This is a genomic window from Candidatus Nanopelagicales bacterium, assembly GCA_018003655.1.
Taxonomy (GTDB): Bacteria; Actinomycetota; Actinomycetes; order S36-B12; family UBA10799; genus JAGNDY01.
In genome coordinates, this window is the sequence record JAGNDY010000003.1 from 87,146 (window position 1) to 109,266 (window position 22,121).

A 22,121-nucleotide genomic window follows, 5' to 3' on the forward strand; every position below is an offset into this window, starting at 1 on the left:
CGAAGATCGCCGCCCGGCTCGCCGTTGGTTACACCCTCGACGAGATTCCCAACGACATCACCAAAGAGACGCCGGCGTCATTTGAGCCGACACTCGACTACGTCGTGGTGAAGATCCCCCGGTTCGCCTTCGAGAAGTTCCCGCAGGCCGACCACACGCTGACCACGACGATGAAGAGCGTCGGCGAGGCGATGTCCATCGGGCGCAATTTCACCGAGGCATTGCAGAAGGCGCTACGCAGTATCGAGCGACGCGACGCCATCTTTGCGTGGCCGCAAACCCGAGCGGAAGTCGACTTGCCTGCACTGATGGCGACTATCGGCACGGCAACCGATGGTCGGATCCGTGACGTGCAGCAAGCGCTGTGGGCGGGGGCCACCGTTGCGCAGTTGCACGAGGCGACCGATATCGATCCTTGGTTCCTGGATCAGATCGCATTGATCAACGAGGTCGCGGACGAGGTCCGGGCCGCTCCGCAACTCGACGCTGCGCTGATCAGACTCGCCAAGCGGCACGGGTTCTCCGACGCCCAACTCACTGCCTTGCGACCTGAGTTCGCTGACGTGGGCGAGGTGGGCATGCGCACCTATCGCCGCTCGCTGGGAATTCGTCCCGTCTACAAGACGGTGGATACCTGTGCGGCTGAGTTTGATGCGAAGACCCCGTATCACTACTCCACGTATGAGGAAGAGACCGAAGTCGCGGCCCGTACACGGCCGGCAGTTCTCATTCTGGGATCTGGTCCGAACCGCATCGGCCAGGGGATCGAGTTCGATTACTCATGTGTGCACGCTGCACTTGCCCTGCGCGAGGCCGGCTACGAGACGGTGATGGTCAACTGCAACCCGGAGACGGTGTCGACCGACTACGACACCTCGGATCGGCTGTACTTCGAACCGCTGACCGCTGAGGACGTGCTCGAGGTCTTCGATGCCGAAGCCGCAGCCGGCCCGGTCGCTGGGGTCATCTGTCAGCTCGGTGGGCAGACCCCGCTCGCGTTGGCGCAAACGCTCAAGGATGCGGGCGTCCCCATCGTCGGGACGAGCCCGGAGGCGATCCATCTGGCTGAGGAGCGCGGCGCTTTCGGTCGGGTACTGGCCGAGGCTGGCCTGCCTGCACCGGCCCACGGCTTGGCGACCTCGTTCGATGAGGCCAAGGCGATCGCCGATCGCATCGGATATCCGGTTCTGGTTCGACCGTCGTACGTCCTGGGCGGCCGCGGGATGGAAATTGTCTACAGCGAGTCGATGCTGTCCGATTACCTGCAGCGCGCAACAGACGCCAGCCCCGAGCACCCCGTGTTGGTCGACCGTTTCCTTGACGACGCGATCGAGATCGACGTGGACGCACTCTACGACGGCGTCGAGTTGTTCCTCGGTGGAGTGATGGAGCACATCGAAGAGGCCGGCGTGCACTCAGGCGATTCGGCCTGTGCGCTGCCACCGATCACCCTGAGCCAGACCGAGATCGAGCGCGTCCGCGCGAGCACCGAGGCAATCGCCAATGGCGTCGGAGTGCGCGGCCTCCTCAACGTCCAATACGCCCTGGCTGGGGGGGTGCTGTACGTCCTGGAAGCAAACCCACGCGCCTCGCGCACTGTCCCCTTCGTGTCCAAGGCGACCGGGGTTTCGATGGCCAAAGCCGCTGCCAGGGTTGCGATGGGCGCGACGGTTGCCCAATTGCGCGCTGAGGGTCTATTGACCGCTGTCGGTGACGGCGGCACATTACCCCTCGGTGGTCCGGTAGCGGTCAAGGAAGCGGTGCTGCCGTTCGGTCGGTTCCACGGCGTCGACACTCTGCTCGGCCCTGAGATGCGTTCGACCGGCGAAGTCATGGGTATCGACGCGGAGTTCGGCACGGCATTCGCCAAATCGCAGTCGGCCGCGTATACCGGCGGCCTGCCGGTCCGGGGAGTGGCATTCGTTTCCTTCGCCGATCGCGACAAGCGGTCAATGGTGTTCCCGGTGAAACGCCTGGCCGATCTTGGCTTCGAGATCGTGGCGACGCACGGCACAGCAGCAGTGCTTCGCCGGCATGGAGTCAGGGCCACCGAATTGCGTAAACACTACGAGGGCATCGGTCCGCGCGGCGAACCCACGACGATGGAGGCGCTGCAGGCCGGCGAGATCGACATCATCGTCAATACCCCGCACGGGGTGGGCTCGCGTGTCGATGGATACGAGATCCGCTCCGCCGCGGTAGCCCAAGGAATCCCGTGCATCACCACGGTGCAGGGGCTCGCGGCAGCTGTGGAGGGAATTGAGGCGCTGCAGGCCGGCGAACTGTCGGTACGCACACTGCAGCAGCATGCAGCTGACCTTGCTGCGCTGCGGGCTGCGGAGATTCAGTGAGCGCTCGCGGCGGGGCCACACGATCCGCACCGACTGAGCCGCTGCAAGTCCGCGGCGAGGTACTCGCTGTTCGGCGTGCGGGTGACTATCACGTCATAGCCTTCGCGGCGCCGGGAGTCGCAGAGCGCGTGCGGCCAGGCCAGTTTGTTGCTGTTGCTGTCGGTGGGCAGCCCACCGCTATGTTGCTTCGGCGCTGCTTCTCGATTCACAACGTGGATCCGGCTGGGTCCTCGGGTGGGTCCGTCGAGATCGTTGTCGACGCCCACGGCCCGGGCACCAAGTGGCTGGTCGCACTGCGCCGCGGCGATGCCATTGACGTCATCGCTCCACTGGGGAAGCCGTTTTCGCTACCCAAGGAGAAGGTGTCCTGCGTGTTGGTCGGCGGAGGCTATGGTTCCGCGCCGCTATTCATGCTGGCCGACAGGCTGCGCGATCGTGGCTGCCGTGTTGACGTGGTGCTGGGGGCCGCCACTGAAGCCCGCCTGTTCGGAGTGGTGGACGGCCGACGGCGGGCGTCGTCGTTGACGGTGACGACCGAGGACGGCTCGACTGGCGTGCGTGGCCGCGTCACCGACGTCATCGCGAAACTGCTTGACGCCCACGATGGCCAGGTCATCTATGGCTGCGGCCCGATGGGCATGCTCGCCGCGATCGCCGCGATCGCCGACGACCGCGGAATCGCCAGCCAGTGTGCGGTCGAGGAGGCAATGGCCTGTGGTGTCGGTGTTTGCATGACGTGTGTCCTGCCGGTGATTGGGTCCGATGGCGTGACCCGGATGACCCGATCATGTACCGAGGGTCCGGTGTTCTTCGGCGACCAAGTTCGTTGGGAAGACGTCGGAACAGTGCCCGCCGACGCCCTCGGGTCGCCTGAATCGACCGGTCGAGGCGGCCGGGTATGAGCGTGCGCAGCGTTGATATGCACGCAGACCTTGCTGGCGCGGCGTTGCCCTCGCCCGTGCTCACCGCGTCGGGCTGTGCGGCTGCTGGTCGCGAGCTCGATCGCTTCTTCGACATCACCGAGATCGGCGCCATCGTCACCAAGAGCATCATGGTCAACCCTCGCTCCGGCAGGGCCACCCCGCGGATGGCCGAGACTCCCGCTGGGATGCTCAATTCGATCGGCCTGCAGGGTCCAGGCATTGAGGAGTTCATCAACAAGGACCTCGCTTGGCTCAGGCAGCGCGGTGCTCGGGCAGTCGTGTCGATCGCGGGTGGCTCGGTCAATGAGTACGCCGAACTCGCCAAGCGTTTGCGACACGAGGATGGCATCAGCGCGATCGAGGTCAACATCTCCTGTCCGAACGTGGAGAGCCGGGGGGAGGTGTTTGCCTGTGAGGCCCGCTCGGCCAGCGGCGTTATCCATGCGGTGCGGCGAAACACCAACTCGCGGATGCCGGTGCTGGCCAAGCTGTCACCTGATGTCACCGACATCGTCGACATCGCGCGGGCATGCGTCAATGCTGGCGCCGATGGGGTTTCGGTGATCAACACCACCCTCGGAATGGTGATTGACACGACGACCATGCGACCTGCCCTTGCCGGCGTGACCGGTGGCCTGTCCGGCCCGGCGATCCGACCCATCGCCGTTCGTTGTGTGTGGCAGATCAGGCAGGCGCTACCGGATCTGCCGATTCTCGGAATGGGTGGAATTGCCACTGGTCTGGACGCCTTGCAGTTTCTGCTCGCAGGCGCGAATGCGGTCAGCGTCGGGACCTCGGTATTCAATGACCCGTCGGCACCGTGGCGTGTCCACCAGGAACTCGCAGCCGCGCTCGCGGAGCGAGGCTTCGCCAGCGTCGCCGACGCCGTCTCCTATGCGCACCGACGCGATGAACAGGCAGGCTAGCCGTGAGTAGTGAACCGTCCGCAGCTGTCCAGCGAGCGCCGATTGCGGTTGCCCTTGACGCGCCTGATCTGGCAATCGCTTGTGCGTGGGCACGAGATGTCTCGCCCAGCGTCCGCTATCTGAAGATCGGACTTGAGACTTATCTGCGGGATGGTGCGCGAGGTGTCGCCGACATATTGGCGGCGGCTGGCGAAGGACCGGGGCTCTTCCTCGATCTGAAGTTCCACGACATTCCCAACACCGTTGCCGGCGCCGCTCGCTCGGTCGCCGGACTCAAGCCTGCGCTGCTGACGGTTCACGCATCGGGTGGGCCCGCCATGATCGCAGCAGCAGCGGAACAACTGCCAGACACGTTGGTCACAGCGGTGACAGTGCTGACCTCGATGACCGAGGCCGATTTGGGTGCGATCGGGATGGCGGGTCCACCACCGGCCGCAGCCACTCGACTCGCCGTGATGGCCGTGGGCTCTGGTGCGCGCGCGATTGTCTGCTCGCCACTGGAGGTTTCCGCGATCCGCGATGCGGTCGGTCCGGACATCCTCTTGGTCACTCCGGGAGTCCGGCCGGCAGGCGCCGACATCGGTGATCAGAATCGGATCGCTACGCCGGAGGAAGCTTTGGCGGCCGGTGCAGACGTGCTCGTCATCGGTCGACCCATCACCGGTTCGGACGATCCTGGCGCCGCGGCCCACCGAGTTGCCCAGAGCTTGCTACGAATCTGACCCGGTGAGGTGCTAAGTTCCGCGCGTGCCCTTGCCCACTCTCACCAACGAACAGCGCGCGGCGGCCGCGGCTCGGGCAACCGCAGCCAGAAGGGTTCGGGCCGAGGTGCGTGCATCCCTGCGGAGTTCTGCGATGTCAGTCTCCGAGGTGCTGCAGCGGGCGAGCTCAGACGACGCCGTAGCCAAATTGCGTGTGATCACGGTGCTGGAATCGCTGCCGGGCATCGGCAAAGTTAAGGCGGAATCGGCAATGTCTCGGCTCGGTATCGCGATGTCGCGTCGGTTGAAGGGTCTGGGACCCAACCAAGTTGCCGCGCTGACCCGTGAGTTTGGCTGATGGCCCAATCAAAACGGGGCCAATTGGTCACGGTGTCGGGGCCATCCGGGGTAGGAAAATCCACCGTCGTGAACCGGGCCTTGGAGCTCGCTCCACAGATTTGGCTCTCGGTCTCCGCTACCACGAGGACGCCGCGACCAGGGGAGCAGGACGGGGTGTCCTACCGATTCCTGCGCACTGATGAGTTCCGGCGAATGCGCGAGGATTCGGGGCTGTTGGAAAGCGCTGAATTTGCCGGCAACTGGTACGGGACGCCGCGAGATGCCGTCGAGGACCAGCTGAACGCTGGCACTGACGTGCTCTTGGAGATCGAACTGCAGGGCGCCCGGCAGGTTCGCCGGGCAATGCCGGAGTCAACCAGCGTCTTTCTGATCCCGCCGTCGTGGGAGCACCTGCAACAACGGCTGCGGTCGCGCGGGACCGAGGATCCGCAGGCGCTGGCGCTGCGCTTGCAGGCAGCGGAAGCGGAATTGGCCGCCGCCGACGAGTTCGATTGCGTGATTGTGAACCAGGATGTCGAACAGGCAGCGGAGCAGTTGCTAGCATGGATCCACAATCCCGCTCGATCTGGCTGATCTATGCCAGATGTTGGCCGTCTACGGTCGACTTATCGATGCAGGGACTTCAGCCGGAAGGAAACACCGTGTCAACTGGGCCCGACCCGCAGGGCATCACCGATCCGCCGATCGATGAGCTGCTCAATCAGACCGATTCCAAGTACTCCCTGGTGATCTACGCAGCCAAGCGTGCCCGCCAGATTAACGCCTACTACTCCCAGCTTGGTGAGGGCCTGCTCGAGAATGTCGGCCCCTTGGTCGAGACGCACCTGCAGGAGAAGCCATTGTCAATCGCATTGCGCGAGATCGACGGTGGCCTGCTCTTCAGTGAAAAGATTGACGGCGCCGTCGAGAAGGTCGGCCCCTCCTGACCCCACAAGTAGTCCTTGGTGTAGGCGGCGGTATCGCCGCCTACAAAGCATGCGAACTACTGCGTCTGTTGCGCGAGGCAGGCAACGAGGTGCGGGTTGTGCCGACACAAGCCGCGCTGCACTTCGTCGGCCAGGCGACCTGGGAGGCTCTCGCGGGTCACCCGGTTTCCGCTGCCGTCTGGGATGACGTGCACCTCGTGCCCCATGTTTCAATCGGTCAGCAGGCTGATCTCGTCGTCGTCGCGCCAGCTACTGCGGACCTACTAGCGCGAGCGGCCAGTGGACGGGCTGACGACTTGCTCACCTCAACCTTGCTAGCCACTCGCGCGCCGGTCGTGTTCGCGCCAGCGATGCACACCGAGATGTGGGAGCACCCAGCCACCGTCGCGAATGTTGCCACGCTGCGGTCTCGCGGCGCCATAGTCATTGATCCCGACGTTGGCCGACTTACCGGTTCCGACTCCGGCGCCGGGCGTTTGCCTGAGCCGCAGTCCCTGCTCGGGGTTTGCCGAGCAGTTCTCGATCGGGGAGCGGTTGCTGCCGACCTGGTGGGCCGCAACGTGGTCATCTCGGCTGGCGGAACCCGCGAGCCGATCGATCCAGTGAGGTACATCGGTAACCACTCAAGTGGGCGGCAAGCGTGGGCATTAGCCAGTGCCGCCGCTGCTCGCGGGGCCCATGTCACGGTCGTTGCGGCCAACGTCCGGGCGCCGAGTCCGGCCGGCGCAACCGTCCACCACGTGGGCACGGCCAGTGAACTTCGCGACCAGATGGTTGCCCGTGCGGCGGGGGCGGACATCGTCATCATGGCCGCCGCCGTTGCCGATTTCCGGCCAGTCGATGAGTCCGCGACGAAGATCAAGAAGGACGCCGTTGGCGCGGCGCCAGCGCCAATCGCGCTCGAACGAACCGCGGACGTGCTGGCCGAGTTGGCGGCGAGCCGTGATGGCGACGCACCCTTTTTGGTGGGGTTTGCCGCCGAAACAGCAACGGGTCAGCAAGAACTGATTGACCTAGCCACCAATAAGCTCGTCAACAAGGGAGCGGATCTGCTGGTGGCCAACGAGGTGGGCCCCGGCAAGGGGTTCGAATCCCGAGACAACCAAGTGGTGCTCGTGGACAGTTCCGGTGTCGTTGGTTCGACTGACTTAACGTCCAAGGAGGCGGTCGCCAACGCGATCCTCGATGCCGTGTCGGCGCGGCTGCGCGGCGCTGTCGGCCAGGCTTGACCGCGCCAAGTAGGCTCTATCCGGATCGGCTGGTCTTTCGGGGAATCAGGGTCTCGCTCGCCGGTATCAGTACTCACCAACCTTCAGCAAAGCAGTGTGTGTCAGTCGCCCGGTAGGGCTTGAACGGGAAGGTCATCACCAACATGTCAGGACGTCTGTTCTCTTCCGAGTCGGTTACCGAAGGCCACCCAGACAAGATGGCCGACCAGGTCAGTGACGCAATCCTCGATGCGATGCTGGCCGAGGATCCGCAGAGTCGCGTGGCAGTTGAGACGTTGTTCACCACCGGTCTGGTCGTCGTCGCTGGCGAGGTAACCACCGACACGTGGGTCGATATCCCGGAGATCGTTCGCAAGACGGTGCTCGCCATCGGCTACAACTCCTCGGCCAAGGGCTTCGATGGTGAGTCCTGCGGGGTCTCGATCGCAATTGGCAAGCAGTCCCCGGACATTGCGCAAGGAGTCGACGACGCCTTTGAGGAGCGCAGCGAGGGTTCCGTTGACCCGTTGGACCGGCAAGGAGCGGGCGATCAAGGCCTGATGTTTGGCTTTGCCTCCGATGACACCCCCGAGTTGATGCCACTGCCGATCGCGCTAGCCCACCGGCTCGCACGCCGCTTGGCCAAGGTTCGCAAGAGCGGCGAGGTGTCGTACTTGCGCCCCGATGGCAAGACGCAGGTCACGATCGAATACGACGGCGAGAAGCCAGCGCGGCTGGACACCGTTGTGGTCTCCAGCCAGCACGCCGCAGACATTGACATTGAGACTCACCTCGCGCCCGACATCAGGGAGCTCGTGGTCGAACCGGAACTTGCCGACTTGGGTCTGGACAGCTCGGGATTCCGACTCTTGGTCAACCCGACCGGTCGATTCGAGATCGGCGGCCCAATGGGCGACGCTGGGTTGACCGGGCGCAAGATCATCGTCGATACCTATGGCGGTATGGCTCGCCACGGCGGGGGTGCGTTCTCCGGTAAGGATCCTTCCAAAGTCGACCGATCTGCCGCGTACGCCATGCGTTGGGTCGCCAAGAACATCGTCGGCGCGGGACTCGCCCGCAAGTGCGAGGTGCAGGTTGCCTACGCCATCGGCAAAGCTCGTCCGGTCGGCCTATTCGTCGAGACGTTCGGCACTGGTCTGCTACCCGACGCCCGTATTCAGGAGGCCGTTCAGGAGGTCTTCGACCTGCGCCCCGCCGCGATCATTCGCGATCTCGACCTCCGCCGACCTATCTACGCACCAACGGCTGCCTATGGTCACTTCGGTCGTGAAGGGGAAGGGTTCACTTGGGAGCGCCTCGACCGCGTCGAGGCACTGCGCAACTCTGTCGGCGTCTGAGTCGCGACAGCTGTGTCCCGGTTGATGCTGGTGCGCCAGGCCAAGCCGCTGATTGTGACTGCAGCGGTGGTCAGCGCGTTGACCCTCGCCGGGTGTGGCTCGGACACAGCAGCACCGACCAGTTCCGTGACGGCGGTGACCTCACCCGCTAGCTCCGCTGACCAGTGCCTCGTGGGCCAGTGGGTTGTGGACCTCCAGACGCTAGCGCCGCAGACGTCGTCGCTGATTAAGGATCTGACCAATCCGCAGATGTCGGGGTCGATCGGCGTCACATTCACGCCCACCGCGCTGACTGCTCAATACGCGGCCAAACTCCAGGCACAGCAGCAGACGCCCGCCAAGCCGACCACCGCAATCGTGGTGACGATGAGCGGTGCCAGTCGGTCGGACTACACGGCCAACGGGACGACCCTGGCGGTCTCCAAGCCCAGCGGTGTCGTCAAGTCCCAGAAAACGACCACGGTCGCTGGAAAGTCCCAAAGAACCGATGCGACTGAACTGTTCTCTCCGATCACCGATTTCACGAGTGAATCCCTGGCGTACAGCTGCACGGGGAACTCACTTCGATTGTCCAATATGGCTGGCTTCTCGATGTCCGCCTCCCGCAAGGGCTAGCCGCTGGCATGGACCAGTTAGAACTGGTCGGGCACAGCACCAATGAGCCCGCTGGCAAGAGCAAGCGAGCTCGCAAGGGCAGCGCGAAAGGCGCGAGTCCCGTCGCCGAACAGCTTCCGATTGCCCGAGTGGCCGTCGAGGTCTCGGCGATGGCGGTCGACCGCTTGTTCGACTACCTGGTTCCAGCGAAGTTGTCCCACGTGGCTCAACCAGGAACGCGGGTGCGAATCCGGTTCGCAGGTCGCCTCGTCAGCGGCTTCATTCTTGAACGAGTGGAGCAACCGGAACACACTGGTCGGCTGGCCCGGATCGAACGTGTCTCTGGCCCGCCAGTCCTGACCGGTGAGATCGTCGCGCTGACACGAGCGGTAGCCGACCACTACGCCGGCACGTTGGCCGACATCCTGCGCGACGCCGTCCCGCCTCGGCACGCAGCTTCTGAGCAGGGCGCCGCAACGGCGTCGCAGTCCGGCGCAGGCCATGGTCGGACAACCGGATCGAATGACGCGGCCAGCACAGTTGACGACCGGTGTTGGCAGCGCTACGTCGGAGGATCCGCGATGCTCGCCCGATTGCATGCTGGCGAACAGTTGCGAGCCGCCGTTTCAGTCGTGCCGACAGACGATCCGGCGGACCTGCTGGCTGGGTTGGTGGCCGCTGTCGACGGGGCCAGCGTCATCGTCGTTCCCGACGCTCGGGACTTGGAACGCTTCGGTGCCAGGCTGGAGGCGAGGTTCCCGGATCGTGTTGCGCGACTGAGCGCTGCGATGTCGACAGCCGCCCGCTATCGCGCCTTTTTGGACATCCTGTCCGGTGCGCGCGACATCGTGGTCGCCACTCGCAACGGTGCGTTCGCCCCCATGTCGGCGGCGCGGCTGCTCGTGGTTTGGGACGACGGCGACGAGGCGCTCATCGAGCCGCGATCACCGGGTTGGCATGCCCGAGAAGTGCTGGCGCTGCGCTCACATCGCAGCTCTGCATCGTGGGTGGCCATGAGTCACAGCCGCAGTGTCGAGGTGGCCCGCCTGGTCGATACAGGCTGGGCACAGTCCGTCGATGGCGACCGCACTGCCCGACGCACCTGCGCCCAGGTGCTGACTCCCGCTGACGACCAACGAATTGAACCCGACGCGCCCGGTGCCCGTATCCCGACGATCGCCTGGCGGGCAATCCGCCAGGCGTGCCACCAGGGCCCGGTGCTCGTGCAGGTCGCGCGCAGTGGCTATCAACCAGCGGTGGCGTGCGCTCAGTGCCGAACCCCAGCGCGCTGCGCAAGGTGTACCGGCCCGCTGGCGGCGATGGCCGCCGGCGACGATCCCATCTGCCGTTGGTGTGGCACACCGGCGCAGGATTGGTCCTGCGATGAGTGCGGTAGCAAGCGACTGCGGTCAATGGCGGTGGGCTCTGCCCGCACAGCCGAGGAACTGCGCCGTGCGTTTCCGGGCGTCGATGTGCTGGTCAGTGGACGAGCCACCGAGGTCCTCAGCCGAGTGGGTCCAGAACCGGCGATCATCGTCTGCACGGTGGGCGCAGAGCCGATAGCGGTTGGCGGCTACCGGGCGGCGGTTCTGCTTGATGCTCCTGCGTTGCTGGCCAGAACCGATCTGCGCAGCGAGGAGGAGACGTTGCGACGCTGGTTCGCTGTCTTGTCGCTCGTTCGCGGCCGCGCAGACGGTGGACAGGTGGTCGTCACCGCAGGTCCGCAGCAGCGCGCGGTCCAGGCGTTGGTGCGCGCCGATCCGACCGGGTGGGCGAGCCGGGAACTCGTTGAACGCGAGGAGACACAACTTCCACCGGTCTGGCGGGCGGTGACCATCACCGGCTCGGAAGAGGACGTCGTCGCTTTCGGGACGATCCTCACCGATGACGCCGAATGGCGTCGATTGGGTCCAGTTGCTGTTCACCGCGCTGGGCAGCGACCTCAGAGTCGGCTACTGGTCCTCGCGCCGCCATCGGGTGGCTCGCGACTGGCCCGAGCGGTCCGGCTGGCATTGACGGCAAAGCCGGACCGCGGAAGTGAGCATCGAGTTCAGGTGAGGCTCGACCCGGTGTCCTTGTTCTAAGGGGCACTACAATCGCCGCAAAGCAACCAATCCAGTCGATCGTTTTCAACAGACCGAGGTACCCCTGTGACAGCCCAGCCGATCAGACTTTTCGGTGACCCGGTCTTGCGCATGCCTGCAGCGCCGGTCGAGACCTTCGACAAAGAGCTGCGCGTCCTGGTCAAAGACCTCATTGAGACGATGCTGCAGGCGCCCGGGTCCGGCCTATCGGCGAACCAAATCGGCGTCGGACTCAGGGTCTTTGCCTACAACGTTGATGACGAGATCGGCCACCTGATCAACCCGAGTCTCGACCTGTCAGAGGAGGGCCAGGAGGGCCCAGAGGGCTGCCTGTCACTGCCCGGGCTGGTGTACGACACTCCGCGCGCGCTGCGGACGGTCGCCAAGGGCATGAACATGTGGGGCGAACCAGTTGTCCTTGAGGGTTCTGGGTTGATGGCGCGGTGCGTGCAGCACGAAACAGACCACCTCGACGGGGTCCTTTTCATTGATCGGCTGCCCACCGCAGAACGTAAGTTGGCGATGAAGGAGATTCGCGAATCTGAGTGGTTCTCCTCCGAGCCCCCGGTCGTGAAGATCAGCCCCCATCAGTTTGATCGCTGGTACTGAGTCGATGAGGGTTGCCTTTGCAGGCACACCAGAACCAGCGCTGCCATCCCTGCGTGCGTTACTGGAGTCCGATCATGAGGTTGTTGCGGTCATCTCGCGACCCGACGCACCATCGGGACGCGGGCGGCGCCTGGCTCCGTCGCCGGTGGCCCAATTCGCGATCGACAATGGGCTGGAACTTTTGCGGCCGCAGTCACCGACGGATCCGGACTTCCTGGCCCGGCTGAGGCAGTTGGCACCCGATGCCTGCCCGATCGTCGCCTACGGTGCGTTGGTGCCGGCGCAGACTCGCTCGATTCCCCGAATCGGCTGGATCAACCTGCACTTCTCGCTACTGCCAGCGTGGCGAGGAGCAGCACCCGTGCAACACGCGATTTGGCACGGCGATCAGATCACGGGTGCATCGACCTTCCTGTTGGATCAGGGCCTCGACACCGGTCCGGTTTTCGGGGTAGTCACCCAACAGATCGGTCCGCGCGACACCGCTGGCTCGTTGCTCGCCGAACTGGCCGATGCCGGCGCTCAGTTGCTGGTCAAGACCCTGGATGGGATCGAGCGCAACGAGTTGATGCCGGCCGTTCAGCCAACCGATGATGTGAGCCTGGCACCGAAGATCACTGTCGAAATGGCGCGCATCGATTGGTCATTGCCGGCGTCGGCGATTGACCGGATGGTTCGGGCATGCACGCCCGCGCCCGGCGCCTGGTGTGAGGTCAACGCGGCCCGGCTGAAGCTCGCGCCGCTGGTGCCGATGACCGAAAGCGAGGATCCAGCCCTCCGACCGGGGGAGTTAGCCGTCAGCAAGCGATCAGTCCTGGTCGGCACGTCGACGGGTGCGGTGGAGTTGTCCATGGTTCAGCCGCAGGGACGCGCCATGATGGCCGCCGGCGACTGGGCGCGCGGAGCGCGCGTGGAATCCGGTGCGTTCCTCTCGTGAACAACCGGCCACGCAATGCCGTACACCGCCGATCATCGCCGGTGGATCAGTCCCGCCGCATCGCCTACGACGTGTTGCACGAGGTGGGTGCCAATGACGCGTACGCGAACTTGGCGTTGCAGCAGGCCCTGCGAGGTGCGGACCTCGATCAGCGCGATGCCGGGTTCGTCACCGATGTTGTCAACGGGACCCTGCGCTATCGATTCACGATTGATGCGGTGCTCGGTCAATGCGTGCACCGGACGCTGGCGTCCCTCGACCCCCGGGTCCTCGATGTGCTGCGAATGGGCGCCTACCAGTTACTTATCACCGACACTGACGCGTACGCAGCCGTCGACACGTCCGTGAATTTGGTCGCCGCCGTAGTCGGGGACGCACCCAAGGGTCTGGTGAACGCAACCCTACGCGCGGTGTCTCGCAAGTCGCGGGATGAGTGGATCGAGGCGATCGTTGCCGAACGGCGCCCCGATACTGTCGACGAACTGGCCCTGCGCCATAGCCACCCGCGCTGGGTCGTGTCGTCGCTGCGCGATGCCCTGGGCAGTGAACACGGAGAGGAGCTCGCCGATCTGCTGGCGGTCAACAACGAGCCCCCGGACGTCACCCTGGTCGCCCGACCGGGACTCTGCTCGGTCGAGGAGCTGATTGACCAGGGCGCTGCGCCCGGGCGCTGGAGCGATTACGCGGCCATCGCCCCCGCTGGCAACGTGGGGCAATTCCAAGCCGTGCGGCAGCGTCGAGCCGGCGTCCAGGACGAAGGCAGCCAACTGGTCGCGATCGCTCTTACGGAGGCACCCGTCGATGGCAGCGACCGTTACTGGGTGGACCTTTGTGCTGGCCCCGGTGGCAAGACCGCGCTCATGGCGGGAATCGCGGCACAGCGCGGTGCTGAGGTGGTCGGCGTTGATCTACACCTGCATCGAGCGGAACTGGTGTCGCAGGCGGCGTCGGGCTCTGACGGGTTTGCTGGTGTTGCCGTCGGTGACGCCACAACACCACCGTTGCGTCCCGGTGCCGATCGAGTCCTCCTGGACGCGCCCTGTACCGGGATCGGGGTGATGCGGCGTCGGTCGGAGTTACGGTGGCGCCGAAAGCCCGCCGACATCGCCGAACTCACTGCGGTGCAGGAACGGTTGCTCGATGCGGCGCTCGATCTGACGCGCGTCGGGGGAGTCGTCGCGTATGTGACGTGTTCTCCGCATGTTGCCGAGACTGACTTGGTGATTAGTCAGGTGCAACGCAAACGCAGCGATTTTGTACTGATGAACGCGGTGGAGCTGTTCCCGGGAGTCCCAGAGCTTGGCCCAGGCCCCACGGTCCGTCTGTGGCCGCAACGCCACGGCACCGACGGGATGTTCTTCGCGCTGATGCGTCGAACCTGACGTGGCCCTACGCTGGTCAACCGTGGACGTTCAAATCTCGCCAAGCATCCTGTCGGCCGACTTCTCGATTCTCGCTGACGAGTGCGAGCGGGTGGCCGGAGCAGCCGACTGGTTGCACGTGGATGTCATGGACAACCACTTCGTTCCCAATCTCACCCTTGGGTTGCCGGTTGTGGAGTCGCTACTTCGCCACGTCTCCACCCCAGTTGACTGCCACCTGATGATTGACGATCCCGATCGGTGGGCGCCCGCGTTCGCCGAGGCGGGCGTGCAGAGCGTAACGTTCCACATCGAAGCAGCGCACGCTCCAATTCGACTGGCCAGGGAACTGCGCGCCAAGGGGGCGCGAGCCGGGATGGCGCTCAAACCAGCAACCGCCATTGAGCCGTATGCGGACATGCTCGGTGAGCTCGACATGGTCCTGCTGATGACCGTTGAGCCGGGATTCGGGGGGCAAAGCTTCCTCGAGGTGGTGGTCCCCAAGATCCGACGGACCCGCGAACTCTTGGGCACTGAGTCCGATATCTGGTTACAGGTCGATGGTGGGATAGATGAGCAGACGGCGGAGATCGCCGCCGAGGCCGGGGCGGACGTCTTTGTCGCTGGTTCATCGGTATACGGCACTCCCGATCCGGTCGAAGCCATTGCGAGGATCCGCGCCGCAGCACAGGCCAGTGCCACAGTGGGACACTGATCAACCGCAGCAACGATCGATCCCGCAAACAAGGAGGCCAACGTGTTCACGCCCGCTGAACAGTCGGCCATGGTCGAGGCAGTGCGTCTGGCGAACGTGATAGACCACCCGCTAGGACCAAACCCGCGGGTGGGTGCGGTGCTGCTGGACTCGTCGGGCAGGCAGGTAGCCAGTGGCTTGCATCGCGGTCCGGGGAGCCCACACGCGGAGATCGACGCGCTTGCGGCGGCCGGTCCGGCAGCCAAAGGATGCACGGCGGTCGTCACCTTGGAACCCTGCAACCACACTGGTCGGACTGGACCGTGCAGCGAGGCGCTGATCGCCGCAGGAGTCACGCGAGTCTTGTACGCGATGGCCGACCCCAATCCCGTCGCCGGCGGTGGTCATCGCACACTGCAGGCTGCTGGTGTCGACGTTGAGGTTGGACTACTCGCGAAGGAAGCTGGCGCAGTTAATGCGGAGTGGGCCGTTGCCGTCAAGCGATCCCGTCCCTTCGTCACCCTCAAACTCGCCACCACCCTGGATGGACGGGTAGCTGCCGCTGACGGTACGAGCCAATGGATTACCGGTCCGACAGCCCGCGCCGACGTGCACCGACTGCGCCATCAGGTGGACGCCGTTGCCGTGGGTACCGGTACCGCGCTGGCTGACGATCCGCAGCTGACGGATCGGCGCGCAGACGCTGGCGACTACCAGCCGGTCCGGGTCGTGATAGGTCAGCGAGCCGTGTCCGAGGACGCTCACTTGCTTAATGTCGCTGCGGACTCGTTGGTCATCGGCACCCGTGATCTGCCGACTGGACTGGCCGAGATGTTCGGACGCGGCATCAGACACGTACTCCTTGAGGGAGGTCCAACCCTAGCGACGGCCTTCCTTCGGGCACGGCTGGTCGATCGGCTGATCTGGTATGTCGCGCCCAAGCTGTTGGGTGCGGGCACGCCCGCGGTGGGGGAGCTAGGAATCGAAACCGTCTCCGATGCGTTCCCTTGGTCGCCAGTGGACGTAACCGTGCTTGATGCAGACGTGCGTCTCACGTTTGATCGCATCGACCAGGAGGCCTGATGTTCACCGGAATTGTGGAGGAGAAGGGCCATGTGGTTTCCCTTGATTTCCTCGACGGCGACGCAGCACGGGTGACGATTGCCGGGCCTGTGGTGACCAAGGACGCCACCCACGGATGTTCGATTGCCGTCGATGGGGTCTGCCTGACCGTCGTCGAGCAGGAGGGTGACACGTTCGCCGCTGACGTGATGCACGAAACGCTTCGCTTGACCACCATCGGCCAGCGGGCCCCCGGAGACGAGGTCAACCTTGAGCGCGCAGTCAGAGCCGACACCAGACTGTCCGGTCACATAGTCGCTGGACATGTCGACGGTCTGGCCACGGTGGTCAGCCGCACGACGGCACCCCACTGGGAGATTGTTCGTTTCGGAGTGCCCAACAGGTTGGCATCCCAGATCGCGTTGAAGGGGTCGGTAGCGATCGATGGGATCTCGCTGACAGTCGCCGCGGTGGGAGTAGGGGAAGATGGCGTCAATTGGCTTGAGGTGTCATTGATTCCGGAGACGCTGGCTGCAACGACGCTCGGCAGCCGGCAGGTGGAATCGCAGGTCAATCTCGAGACCGACGTGCTGGCCAAATACGTTGAACGACTGATGGAAGGCAGACAAGGATGATTCCGGCAGAGGAGCTTGTCGGCGACGAAGAGCCATCGACCGTGACGCATCAGGTCGATGAGCCACTGGCCCCCGCGGCAGCCGACGTGACCAACGTCGCCCCGTCCGGAGTTCGGTTGGATTCAGTCGCTACCGCGATAGCGGAGATCGCTGCCGGCCACTCAGTCGTTGTGGTCGATGACGAGGACCGCGAGAACGAGGGAGACCTGATCTTTGCGGCTTCCAAAGCAACCCCGGAACTGGTCGGCTTCATGATCCGGCACACCAGCGGGGTCATCTGCGTGCCCATGCTCGGACCGGACCTGGATCGGCTGAACCTGCCTCCGATGACGCAGGTAAACGAGGACCGCAAGGGCACCGCATATTCGGTCAGTGTCGATGCTCGCGACGGAGTGACCACGGGAATCTCCGCAGCTGACCGGGCGCACACCATTCGAGTACTGATTGATTCCTCCACCGAACCAACTGACATCACCCGTCCAGGCCACGTCTTCCCGCTGCGGGCGGTTCCCGGCGGGACGCTGCGACGGGCCGGGCACACCGAAGCCGCAGTCGATCTCGCACGGCTGGCCGGCCTTCCACCCGCCGGGGCGATCTGCGAGTTGGTCAGCGAGGACGGCTCGATGATGCGCGCACCGGCCTGCCGTGCATTTGCCGACGAGCACGGCTTGGCGATGATCTCCATCGCCGACCTCATCGCCCACGTCCGCCACAATGAGACCCACGTGGAGCGGGTCGCAGAGGCCGCCTTACCAACCGAATTTGGCGAGTTTCTCGCCGTCGGCTACCGCGACACCGTCGATGGCCAGGAACACGTTGCACTGGTGATGGGCGATGTCCGCGGAGATGACGACGTGTTGGTTCGCGTCCACTCCGAGTGTCTGACCGGCGACGTCCTCGGTTCGCTGCGCTGCGATTGTGGACCGCAACTGCGGGCCGCCATGGCCAGGGTGGCGCAGGAAGGTCGCGGAGTGATTCTCTATGTCCGCGGACACGAGGGACGCGGCATTGGGTTGTTGCAGAAGTTACGCGCCTACAGCCTGCAGGATCAGGGCGCTGACACCGTCGATGCGAATCTGCTGCTCGGTCTACCGTCCGATTCACGGGAGTACGGCACCGGCGCGCAGATTCTGGCCGACCTGGGTCTCAAGCGGATGCGCCTGTTGACGAACAATCCAACCAAGCTTGCGGGCCTTGACGGCTACGGGATCACCGTCACCGGTCGCGAGGCGTTGGTCGTTGAGCCCAACAGCCACAACATCGACTACCTCCGGACCAAAGCGACGCGAATGGGTCACCACATCAACGGCACAACCGGCGACGCGATCGGCGAAGGACACGAACAATGAGCGGTGAGGGCAGTCCAGGCCAGCACGTCCCCGACGGTGCCGGCCTGCGAGTGGTGATCGTTGCTGGCAGTTGGCATCAGCGAGTCAGCGAGGGACTGATTGCCGGTGCCATCCGGTTGTGTGAGGCCGCCGGAGCCGAGTATGTGCTGGTTCGCGTCCCAGGGGCATTCGAGTTGCCGGTGGCATGCGCCCACTACAGCACGGACGCTGACGCGTTAGTGGCGCTCGGCGTCATCATCCGAGGTGGCACCCCCCACTTCGAGTACGTCGCCGGAGCCGCCACCGACGGCCTCACTCGCGTCGCCCTGGATACCGGCACGCCCGTGGGCTTCGGGTTGCTGACCTGTGATGACGAGGCACAAGCGCTGGATCGCGCGGGCCTGCCAGATTCCCATGAGGACAAAGGGTGGGAGGCCGCCCACGCGGCGATCGCGACTGTTCGGGTATTGACGACACCCACCGGCTTCGTCGCGCCAACGAACTAGGGTTGGGCCAGTGAAGACCTTCGATGAGTTGTTTGTTGAGCTGTCCGCCAAGGCCGCCGCTGGCGATCCCGAGTCCGGAACCGTCAAGTTGCTCAGCGGCGGCGTCCATGCCGTGGGCAAGAAGTTGGTGGAGGAAGCGTCCGAATCGTGGATGGCGGCCGAGTTCGAGGGTCCGCAGCGAACTGCGGAGGAGATCTCGCAGTTGCTCTACCATGCACAGGTCCTCATGATTGCCAGTGATTTGACATTGGAAGATGTCTACCGCGAACTCTAAGCAGCACACTGTGGTCAGCAGTAGAGCGCTGCAAGACTTATTCTTTCCAGCCAGTCAGTCCAACGAGAGGTTTGTTCGATGTTGCGTGTAGCGGTGCCGAATAAGGGTTCGCTTAGCGAGCCTGCCCGCACCATGTTGCGCGAGGCCGGCTATCTGCGGTCAGCTGGCGCCAACGAACTGATGGTTCAGGACCCCGCCAACGATGCGGAGTTCTTCTTCTTGCGCCCCCGCGACATCGCCGTCTACGTCGGCGCGGGTCAGCTCGATCTCGGAATTACCGGACGCGACATGTTGATCGACTCGCGTGCGGCAGCGACGGCCATGCTGGAACTCGGATTCGGGTCATCGACGTTCCGCCTGGCAGCACCCGTTGGCGACGCGAGCACGTTGGCCGACTTTGACGGAATGCGCATCGCTACCGCATACCCGGGCGTGCTCAAGGACGAGCTTGACCGACTGGACATCAGCGCGACGATCGTGCGTCTCGATGGAGCGGTGGAGAACGCCGTCGCGCTCGGCGTAGCCGACGCCGTTGCGGACGTGGTTGATACCGGAACCACCCTGCGCAAGGCCGGCCTCGTGACTGTGGGCGATCCGCTCCTGGAGAGCCAGGCAATCCTCGTTCGCCCCACCAATGCCCAAGAGAGCCCAGCGGCGGCGACATTCATCCGTCGGCTCCAGGGCGTGATCGTTGCTCGCTCGTACGTCATGGTCGACTACGACATCCGAACTGAACTCCTGGATCGGGCGAGTGCCGTTACGCCTGGACTGGAGTCGCCAACCGTCTCGCCATTGCGCGAGGAGGGCTGGGTCGCAGTACGGGCGATGGTGCCGCAGGTGGACGTTCACCGGGTGATGGACGAGCTTTACGTTCTGGGCGGCCGCGGGATACTAGTCACCGACATCCTGGCTTGTCGGCTTTGACTTCTGGCCGTCAAGGGCTGCCTTCGCCGCTATAGGAAGGTCTTGCCTTCGCCACGATAGGTCGGCGTGTGGCCCACACGTTCACCGCCGCGCACGAGCTGAAAGTCGGCAAACCGCTCGGCCAATTCCCCCGCCTTGGCGTGGCGGAACCACACGCGATCACCAACGGCCAGCGCATCGGCCGCTGGTCCGTGCAGCGGCGTTTGAACTTCACCAGCACCCTCCTGCGAGCTGAGCTTGAGTCCTGTCGGCAGCCAAGGCGTGGGTAGCCGGGATGGATCGGCGATGCCGGATGCAACGTATCCGCCGCCCAAGACCGTCACCATCCCGGGCGCTGGGCGCCTCACTACCGGTAGTGCGAAGCAGGCGGCCGGAGCCGGTTGGAAATGACCGTAGGTGTCAAAGAGCGTCGGACCGAACAGCCCAGATCCAGCGGTCACTTCAGTGACGCTTGCGTCCGACGACGACATCTCCAGTGACCCCGTGCCACCGGCATTGACGAACTCCAATTCTGGTCGCCCAAGTCGGGCAAGTTCACCGTTGACGGCCTGCACGATCTGTGGACGTCGCTGGGCGATTTCAGCGCCCGAGGCACGCTGCATGAGGTGAATCGCTCGACCGCGCAGCGGGTTTCCCGCTGGACGATCGCCAACGCCGGCGATCTGGGCTTCGTAGAACATCAGTCCCGTGAGTTGCAAGTTGGGGTCAGTGGCGATGGCTCGAGTCAGCCTGACAGCTTGGTCACGATCGTGAACCGGTGAGCGTCGAGCACCAACGTGCAGGGCAGTGCCACGGCCAAATGGACGCGGGCGCCACGACGAGTCCACATCGATTGCCACCCTCAACGGTGCACCGGCGTCGGAGGCCAACTGCGAGAGCATCTCCGCATGGGCAACGTCATCGATCATCAGCGTGACTCGATCGCGCAGCAGGGGGCTGTCTGCCAGCCGACGCAGTGATGCTCGATCAACCGTCGGGTACCCAATCACCACATCCTCGATGCCTGACCAATCCCCATCGGGCTCAGCCAGCCAGAGGGCCTCGGCGAGGGTGAAGGCCAGAACGCCGCGGTAGTTCGGATCGGCCAGCACCTCGGTCAACACCCAGCGGCAGCGCAACGATTTGCTCGCAACTCTGATCGGCGTCGTTCCCGCCCTGTTTGCCAGGTCACGTCGGTTGGCATCCAGCGCGGCCAGATCAATGACCGCCAGCGGTGGATCCAGATCATGGGTCGCTGAGTTCAACTCGGCGAGTAGACGATCGTCGTCAGTCATCGGCTTCCCTTTGTGAGCAATCCTCGGCGTCGGGTCGGGCCGCCGTTGCAACGTCGTTGATGTCTTCTGCCAGCAGATCTGGAACATCGAGCATCATCAAGTGCGCGGAGCGGTAGACCGCCATCCTCGCACTCGGGCCGTACGCGGGCATCCGATCCTTACTTCGCTGAACCCACGTCTCGTTGCGAAACGTGAGGAGACGACCAGCCCGGGCTCCGACGACCACTCGGATGGGTATGTCGGGCATGGCGACGCGCTCCTCCAGCTCGAGGCATTGTTGGCATAATCGTCCGCTACGTGCCGATTCCTCGATGACGGCCGCAAGGTGATGGGGGGAGGCCTGCAGTCGCCGTTGACCGGTCGTCAATCGCGGACCATCCGGTCGAATCGTGGCTGCGAATGTGACCGCCCGCTCGATCGCGCCGCCAGCGACGGAGGCGAGCCTCGGTACCTGCGTTGCGGCCTTGAGGGCACGGCCAAGGAAGGACGCAGCGTCATCGTCGCTCGCGTACTCGGTCGGATCGGTGGGATCGACCAAGACCAAACCGACGGCGCGGTCGGGATGGAGACGAGCGGCCAGCTGCGCGAAGATCGCCCCGAGCGAGTGTCCAACCAGTACCAGTGGCCTACCCGCAATCACCTCATCGGCGACCGCGACCAGCCGATCTACCTCCGCTTCAACCACGGCCGCCGTTGCCGTTTGCGGGGGTGAACCGCCAAGCCCCGGCCTGTCAAAGCGGACGCACACCCACCCCGGCAGGCGCTGCACAACTGGGTCCCAATAGTCGAGGATGAGCCCCATCCCGTTGCTGAACAATACGGCCGGACCGTCGCGATCTGGGTGATCCACGACGACTCGTAGTCGCTCGTGACCAACGTCGCGGACGGCATCGCTGCGCTCTGCCGGGCCGGTGACATCGCGGCCCTCTGCCGGGCCGGTCACCCCCGCACCACCGCCGCCCATCGCGCCCGCGAACCCTCCTGGAAGAGCCTGCGCTGCGTGACGTCCAGCAGCACGAGGAAAGCCGAGAAGGTCAGGATCTGCGCCCGTTGAGTTATTCCCAGCCCCTCAATTCCGAACATGTA

The 22,121-nt window shown here is 64.6% G+C and carries 23 protein-coding genes; 21 read left to right on the forward strand and 2 right to left on the reverse strand.

The window, feature by feature from the left end; all coding sequences use genetic code 11:
- The 21 genes from carB to KAZ48_01685 form a co-directional block, all read left to right on the forward strand.
- Positions 1 to 2,351: carbamoyl-phosphate synthase large subunit (gene carB, locus KAZ48_01585; GenBank protein ID MBP7971460.1), on the forward strand; the 2,351-nt coding region annotated here is incomplete at its 5' end.
- A complete protein-coding gene (locus tag KAZ48_01590) occupies positions 2,348 to 3,253 on the forward strand; it encodes a dihydroorotate dehydrogenase electron transfer subunit (GenBank protein MBP7971461.1) in 906 nt (301 codons plus the stop codon). The genes carB and KAZ48_01590, both read left to right, overlap by 4 nt.
- Positions 3,250 to 4,200, forward strand: a complete 951-nt coding sequence (locus KAZ48_01595) for a dihydroorotate dehydrogenase (protein ID MBP7971462.1) — start codon at positions 3,250 to 3,252, stop codon at positions 4,198 to 4,200. The genes KAZ48_01590 and KAZ48_01595 overlap by 4 nt, the downstream gene beginning before the upstream one ends.
- A gap of 2 nt (positions 4,201 to 4,202) precedes the next feature.
- Positions 4,203 to 4,922, forward strand: coding sequence for an orotidine-5'-phosphate decarboxylase (pyrF, locus tag KAZ48_01600; GenBank protein MBP7971463.1), 720 nt, complete (start codon positions 4,203 to 4,205; stop codon positions 4,920 to 4,922).
- A 25-nt stretch (positions 4,923 to 4,947) separates the two neighbouring features.
- Entirely contained in the window at positions 4,948 to 5,259 is a 312-nt protein-coding gene (locus KAZ48_01605; GenBank protein MBP7971464.1) for a 30S ribosomal protein S13, read from the forward strand.
- A complete protein-coding gene (gmk, locus tag KAZ48_01610) occupies positions 5,259 to 5,834 on the forward strand; it encodes a guanylate kinase (protein ID MBP7971465.1) in 576 nt (191 codons plus the stop codon). Before KAZ48_01605 ends, gmk begins: the two co-directional genes overlap by 1 nt.
- A gap of 38 nt (positions 5,835 to 5,872) precedes the next feature.
- Positions 5,873 to 6,187 (forward strand): DNA-directed RNA polymerase subunit omega, encoded by a 315-nt coding sequence (locus tag KAZ48_01615; GenBank protein ID MBP7971466.1) that lies wholly within the window; start codon positions 5,873 to 5,875, stop codon positions 6,185 to 6,187.
- Positions 6,184 to 7,416 (forward strand): bifunctional phosphopantothenoylcysteine decarboxylase/phosphopantothenate--cysteine ligase CoaBC, encoded by a 1,233-nt coding sequence (gene coaBC, locus KAZ48_01620; GenBank protein MBP7971467.1) that lies wholly within the window; start codon positions 6,184 to 6,186, stop codon positions 7,414 to 7,416. The genes KAZ48_01615 and coaBC overlap by 4 nt, the downstream gene beginning before the upstream one ends.
- 143 nt (positions 7,417 to 7,559) lie before the next feature.
- Positions 7,560 to 8,753, forward strand: coding sequence for a methionine adenosyltransferase (gene metK / locus KAZ48_01625; GenBank protein ID MBP7971468.1), 1,194 nt, complete (start codon positions 7,560 to 7,562; stop codon positions 8,751 to 8,753).
- 30 nt (positions 8,754 to 8,783) lie between these two features.
- The gene (locus tag KAZ48_01630) at positions 8,784 to 9,368 is read left to right on the forward strand and encodes a hypothetical protein (GenBank protein ID MBP7971469.1); all 585 of its coding nucleotides are present in this window, start codon (positions 8,784 to 8,786) and stop codon (positions 9,366 to 9,368) included.
- Between the two features lie 8 nt (positions 9,369 to 9,376).
- The gene (locus KAZ48_01635) at positions 9,377 to 11,431 is read left to right on the forward strand and encodes a primosome assembly protein PriA (GenBank protein MBP7971470.1); all 2,055 of its coding nucleotides are present in this window, start codon (positions 9,377 to 9,379) and stop codon (positions 11,429 to 11,431) included.
- Between the two features lie 66 nt (positions 11,432 to 11,497).
- Entirely contained in the window at positions 11,498 to 12,040 is a 543-nt protein-coding gene (gene def, locus KAZ48_01640) for a peptide deformylase (protein ID MBP7971471.1), read from the forward strand.
- A gap of 4 nt (positions 12,041 to 12,044) precedes the next feature.
- Positions 12,045 to 12,977 carry a methionyl-tRNA formyltransferase gene (gene fmt, locus KAZ48_01645; GenBank protein ID MBP7971472.1) on the forward strand — a complete coding sequence of 311 codons (933 nt, stop codon included), beginning with the start codon at positions 12,045 to 12,047 and terminating at the stop codon, positions 12,975 to 12,977.
- The gene (locus KAZ48_01650; protein ID MBP7971473.1) at positions 12,974 to 14,359 is read left to right on the forward strand and encodes an rRNA cytosine-C5-methyltransferase; all 1,386 of its coding nucleotides are present in this window, start codon (positions 12,974 to 12,976) and stop codon (positions 14,357 to 14,359) included. Before fmt ends, KAZ48_01650 begins: the two co-directional genes overlap by 4 nt.
- A 22-nt stretch (positions 14,360 to 14,381) precedes the next feature.
- Positions 14,382 to 15,053, forward strand: a complete 672-nt coding sequence (rpe, locus tag KAZ48_01655) for a ribulose-phosphate 3-epimerase (GenBank protein MBP7971474.1) — start codon at positions 14,382 to 14,384, stop codon at positions 15,051 to 15,053.
- Positions 15,054 to 15,095: 42 nt separating this feature from the next.
- Positions 15,096 to 16,115 carry a bifunctional diaminohydroxyphosphoribosylaminopyrimidine deaminase/5-amino-6-(5-phosphoribosylamino)uracil reductase RibD gene (ribD, locus tag KAZ48_01660; protein MBP7971475.1) on the forward strand — a complete coding sequence of 340 codons (1,020 nt, stop codon included), beginning with the start codon at positions 15,096 to 15,098 and terminating at the stop codon, positions 16,113 to 16,115.
- Entirely contained in the window at positions 16,115 to 16,729 is a 615-nt protein-coding gene (locus tag KAZ48_01665) for a riboflavin synthase (protein ID MBP7971476.1), read from the forward strand. The genes ribD and KAZ48_01665 overlap by 1 nt, the downstream gene beginning before the upstream one ends.
- Positions 16,726 to 18,078 (forward strand): bifunctional 3,4-dihydroxy-2-butanone-4-phosphate synthase/GTP cyclohydrolase II, encoded by a 1,353-nt coding sequence (locus KAZ48_01670; protein ID MBP7971477.1) that lies wholly within the window; start codon positions 16,726 to 16,728, stop codon positions 18,076 to 18,078. The genes KAZ48_01665 and KAZ48_01670 overlap by 4 nt, the downstream gene beginning before the upstream one ends.
- Positions 18,075 to 18,563, forward strand: a complete 489-nt coding sequence (locus tag KAZ48_01675) for a 6,7-dimethyl-8-ribityllumazine synthase (protein MBP7971478.1) — start codon at positions 18,075 to 18,077, stop codon at positions 18,561 to 18,563. The genes KAZ48_01670 and KAZ48_01675 overlap by 4 nt, the downstream gene beginning before the upstream one ends.
- 10 nt (positions 18,564 to 18,573) lie before the next feature.
- On the forward strand, positions 18,574 to 18,837 hold the full coding sequence (locus tag KAZ48_01680) for a phosphoribosyl-ATP diphosphatase (protein MBP7971479.1): 264 nt from the start codon (positions 18,574 to 18,576) through the stop codon (positions 18,835 to 18,837).
- Between the two features lie 78 nt (positions 18,838 to 18,915).
- A complete protein-coding gene (locus KAZ48_01685) occupies positions 18,916 to 19,761 on the forward strand; it encodes an ATP phosphoribosyltransferase (protein ID MBP7971480.1) in 846 nt (281 codons plus the stop codon).
- 29 nt (positions 19,762 to 19,790) lie between these two features.
- Here KAZ48_01685 and KAZ48_01690 read toward each other — a convergent pair whose 3' ends face one another.
- Positions 19,791 to 21,035 carry an amino acid deaminase/aldolase gene (locus KAZ48_01690; GenBank protein ID MBP7971481.1) on the reverse strand — a complete coding sequence of 415 codons (1,245 nt, stop codon included), beginning with the start codon at positions 21,033 to 21,035 and terminating at the stop codon, positions 19,791 to 19,793.
- Positions 21,028 to 21,978 carry an alpha/beta hydrolase gene (locus tag KAZ48_01695; GenBank protein MBP7971482.1) on the reverse strand — a complete coding sequence of 317 codons (951 nt, stop codon included), beginning with the start codon at positions 21,976 to 21,978 and terminating at the stop codon, positions 21,028 to 21,030. The genes KAZ48_01690 and KAZ48_01695 overlap by 8 nt, the downstream gene beginning before the upstream one ends.
- Positions 21,979 to 22,121: the final 143 nt, after the last annotated feature.

Bases quoted from the DNA above. Each gene is read 5' to 3' on its own strand.
- KAZ48_01690 (MBP7971481.1), bottom strand. From the start codon at position 21,035: ATGACTGACGACGATCGTCTACTCGCCGAGTTGAACTCAGCGACCCAT.
- KAZ48_01665 (MBP7971476.1), top strand. From the start codon at position 16,115: ATGTTCACCGGAATTGTGGAGGAGAAGGGCCATGTGGTTTCCCTTGAT.
- KAZ48_01595 (MBP7971462.1), top strand. From the start codon at position 3,250: ATGAGCGTGCGCAGCGTTGATATGCACGCAGACCTTGCTGGCGCGGCG.
- KAZ48_01685 (MBP7971480.1), top strand. From the start codon at position 18,916: ATGTTGCGTGTAGCGGTGCCGAATAAGGGTTCGCTTAGCGAGCCTGCC.
- fmt (MBP7971472.1), top strand. From the start codon at position 12,045: ATGAGGGTTGCCTTTGCAGGCACACCAGAACCAGCGCTGCCATCCCTG.
- KAZ48_01635 (MBP7971470.1), top strand. From the start codon at position 9,377: ATGGACCAGTTAGAACTGGTCGGGCACAGCACCAATGAGCCCGCTGGC.
- KAZ48_01675 (MBP7971478.1), top strand. From the start codon at position 18,075: ATGAGCGGTGAGGGCAGTCCAGGCCAGCACGTCCCCGACGGTGCCGGC.
- KAZ48_01615 (MBP7971466.1), top strand. From the start codon at position 5,873: ATGCAGGGACTTCAGCCGGAAGGAAACACCGTGTCAACTGGGCCCGAC.
- gmk (MBP7971465.1), top strand. From the start codon at position 5,259: ATGGCCCAATCAAAACGGGGCCAATTGGTCACGGTGTCGGGGCCATCC.
- KAZ48_01670 (MBP7971477.1), top strand. From the start codon at position 16,726: ATGATTCCGGCAGAGGAGCTTGTCGGCGACGAAGAGCCATCGACCGTG.
- metK (MBP7971468.1), top strand. From the start codon at position 7,560: ATGTCAGGACGTCTGTTCTCTTCCGAGTCGGTTACCGAAGGCCACCCA.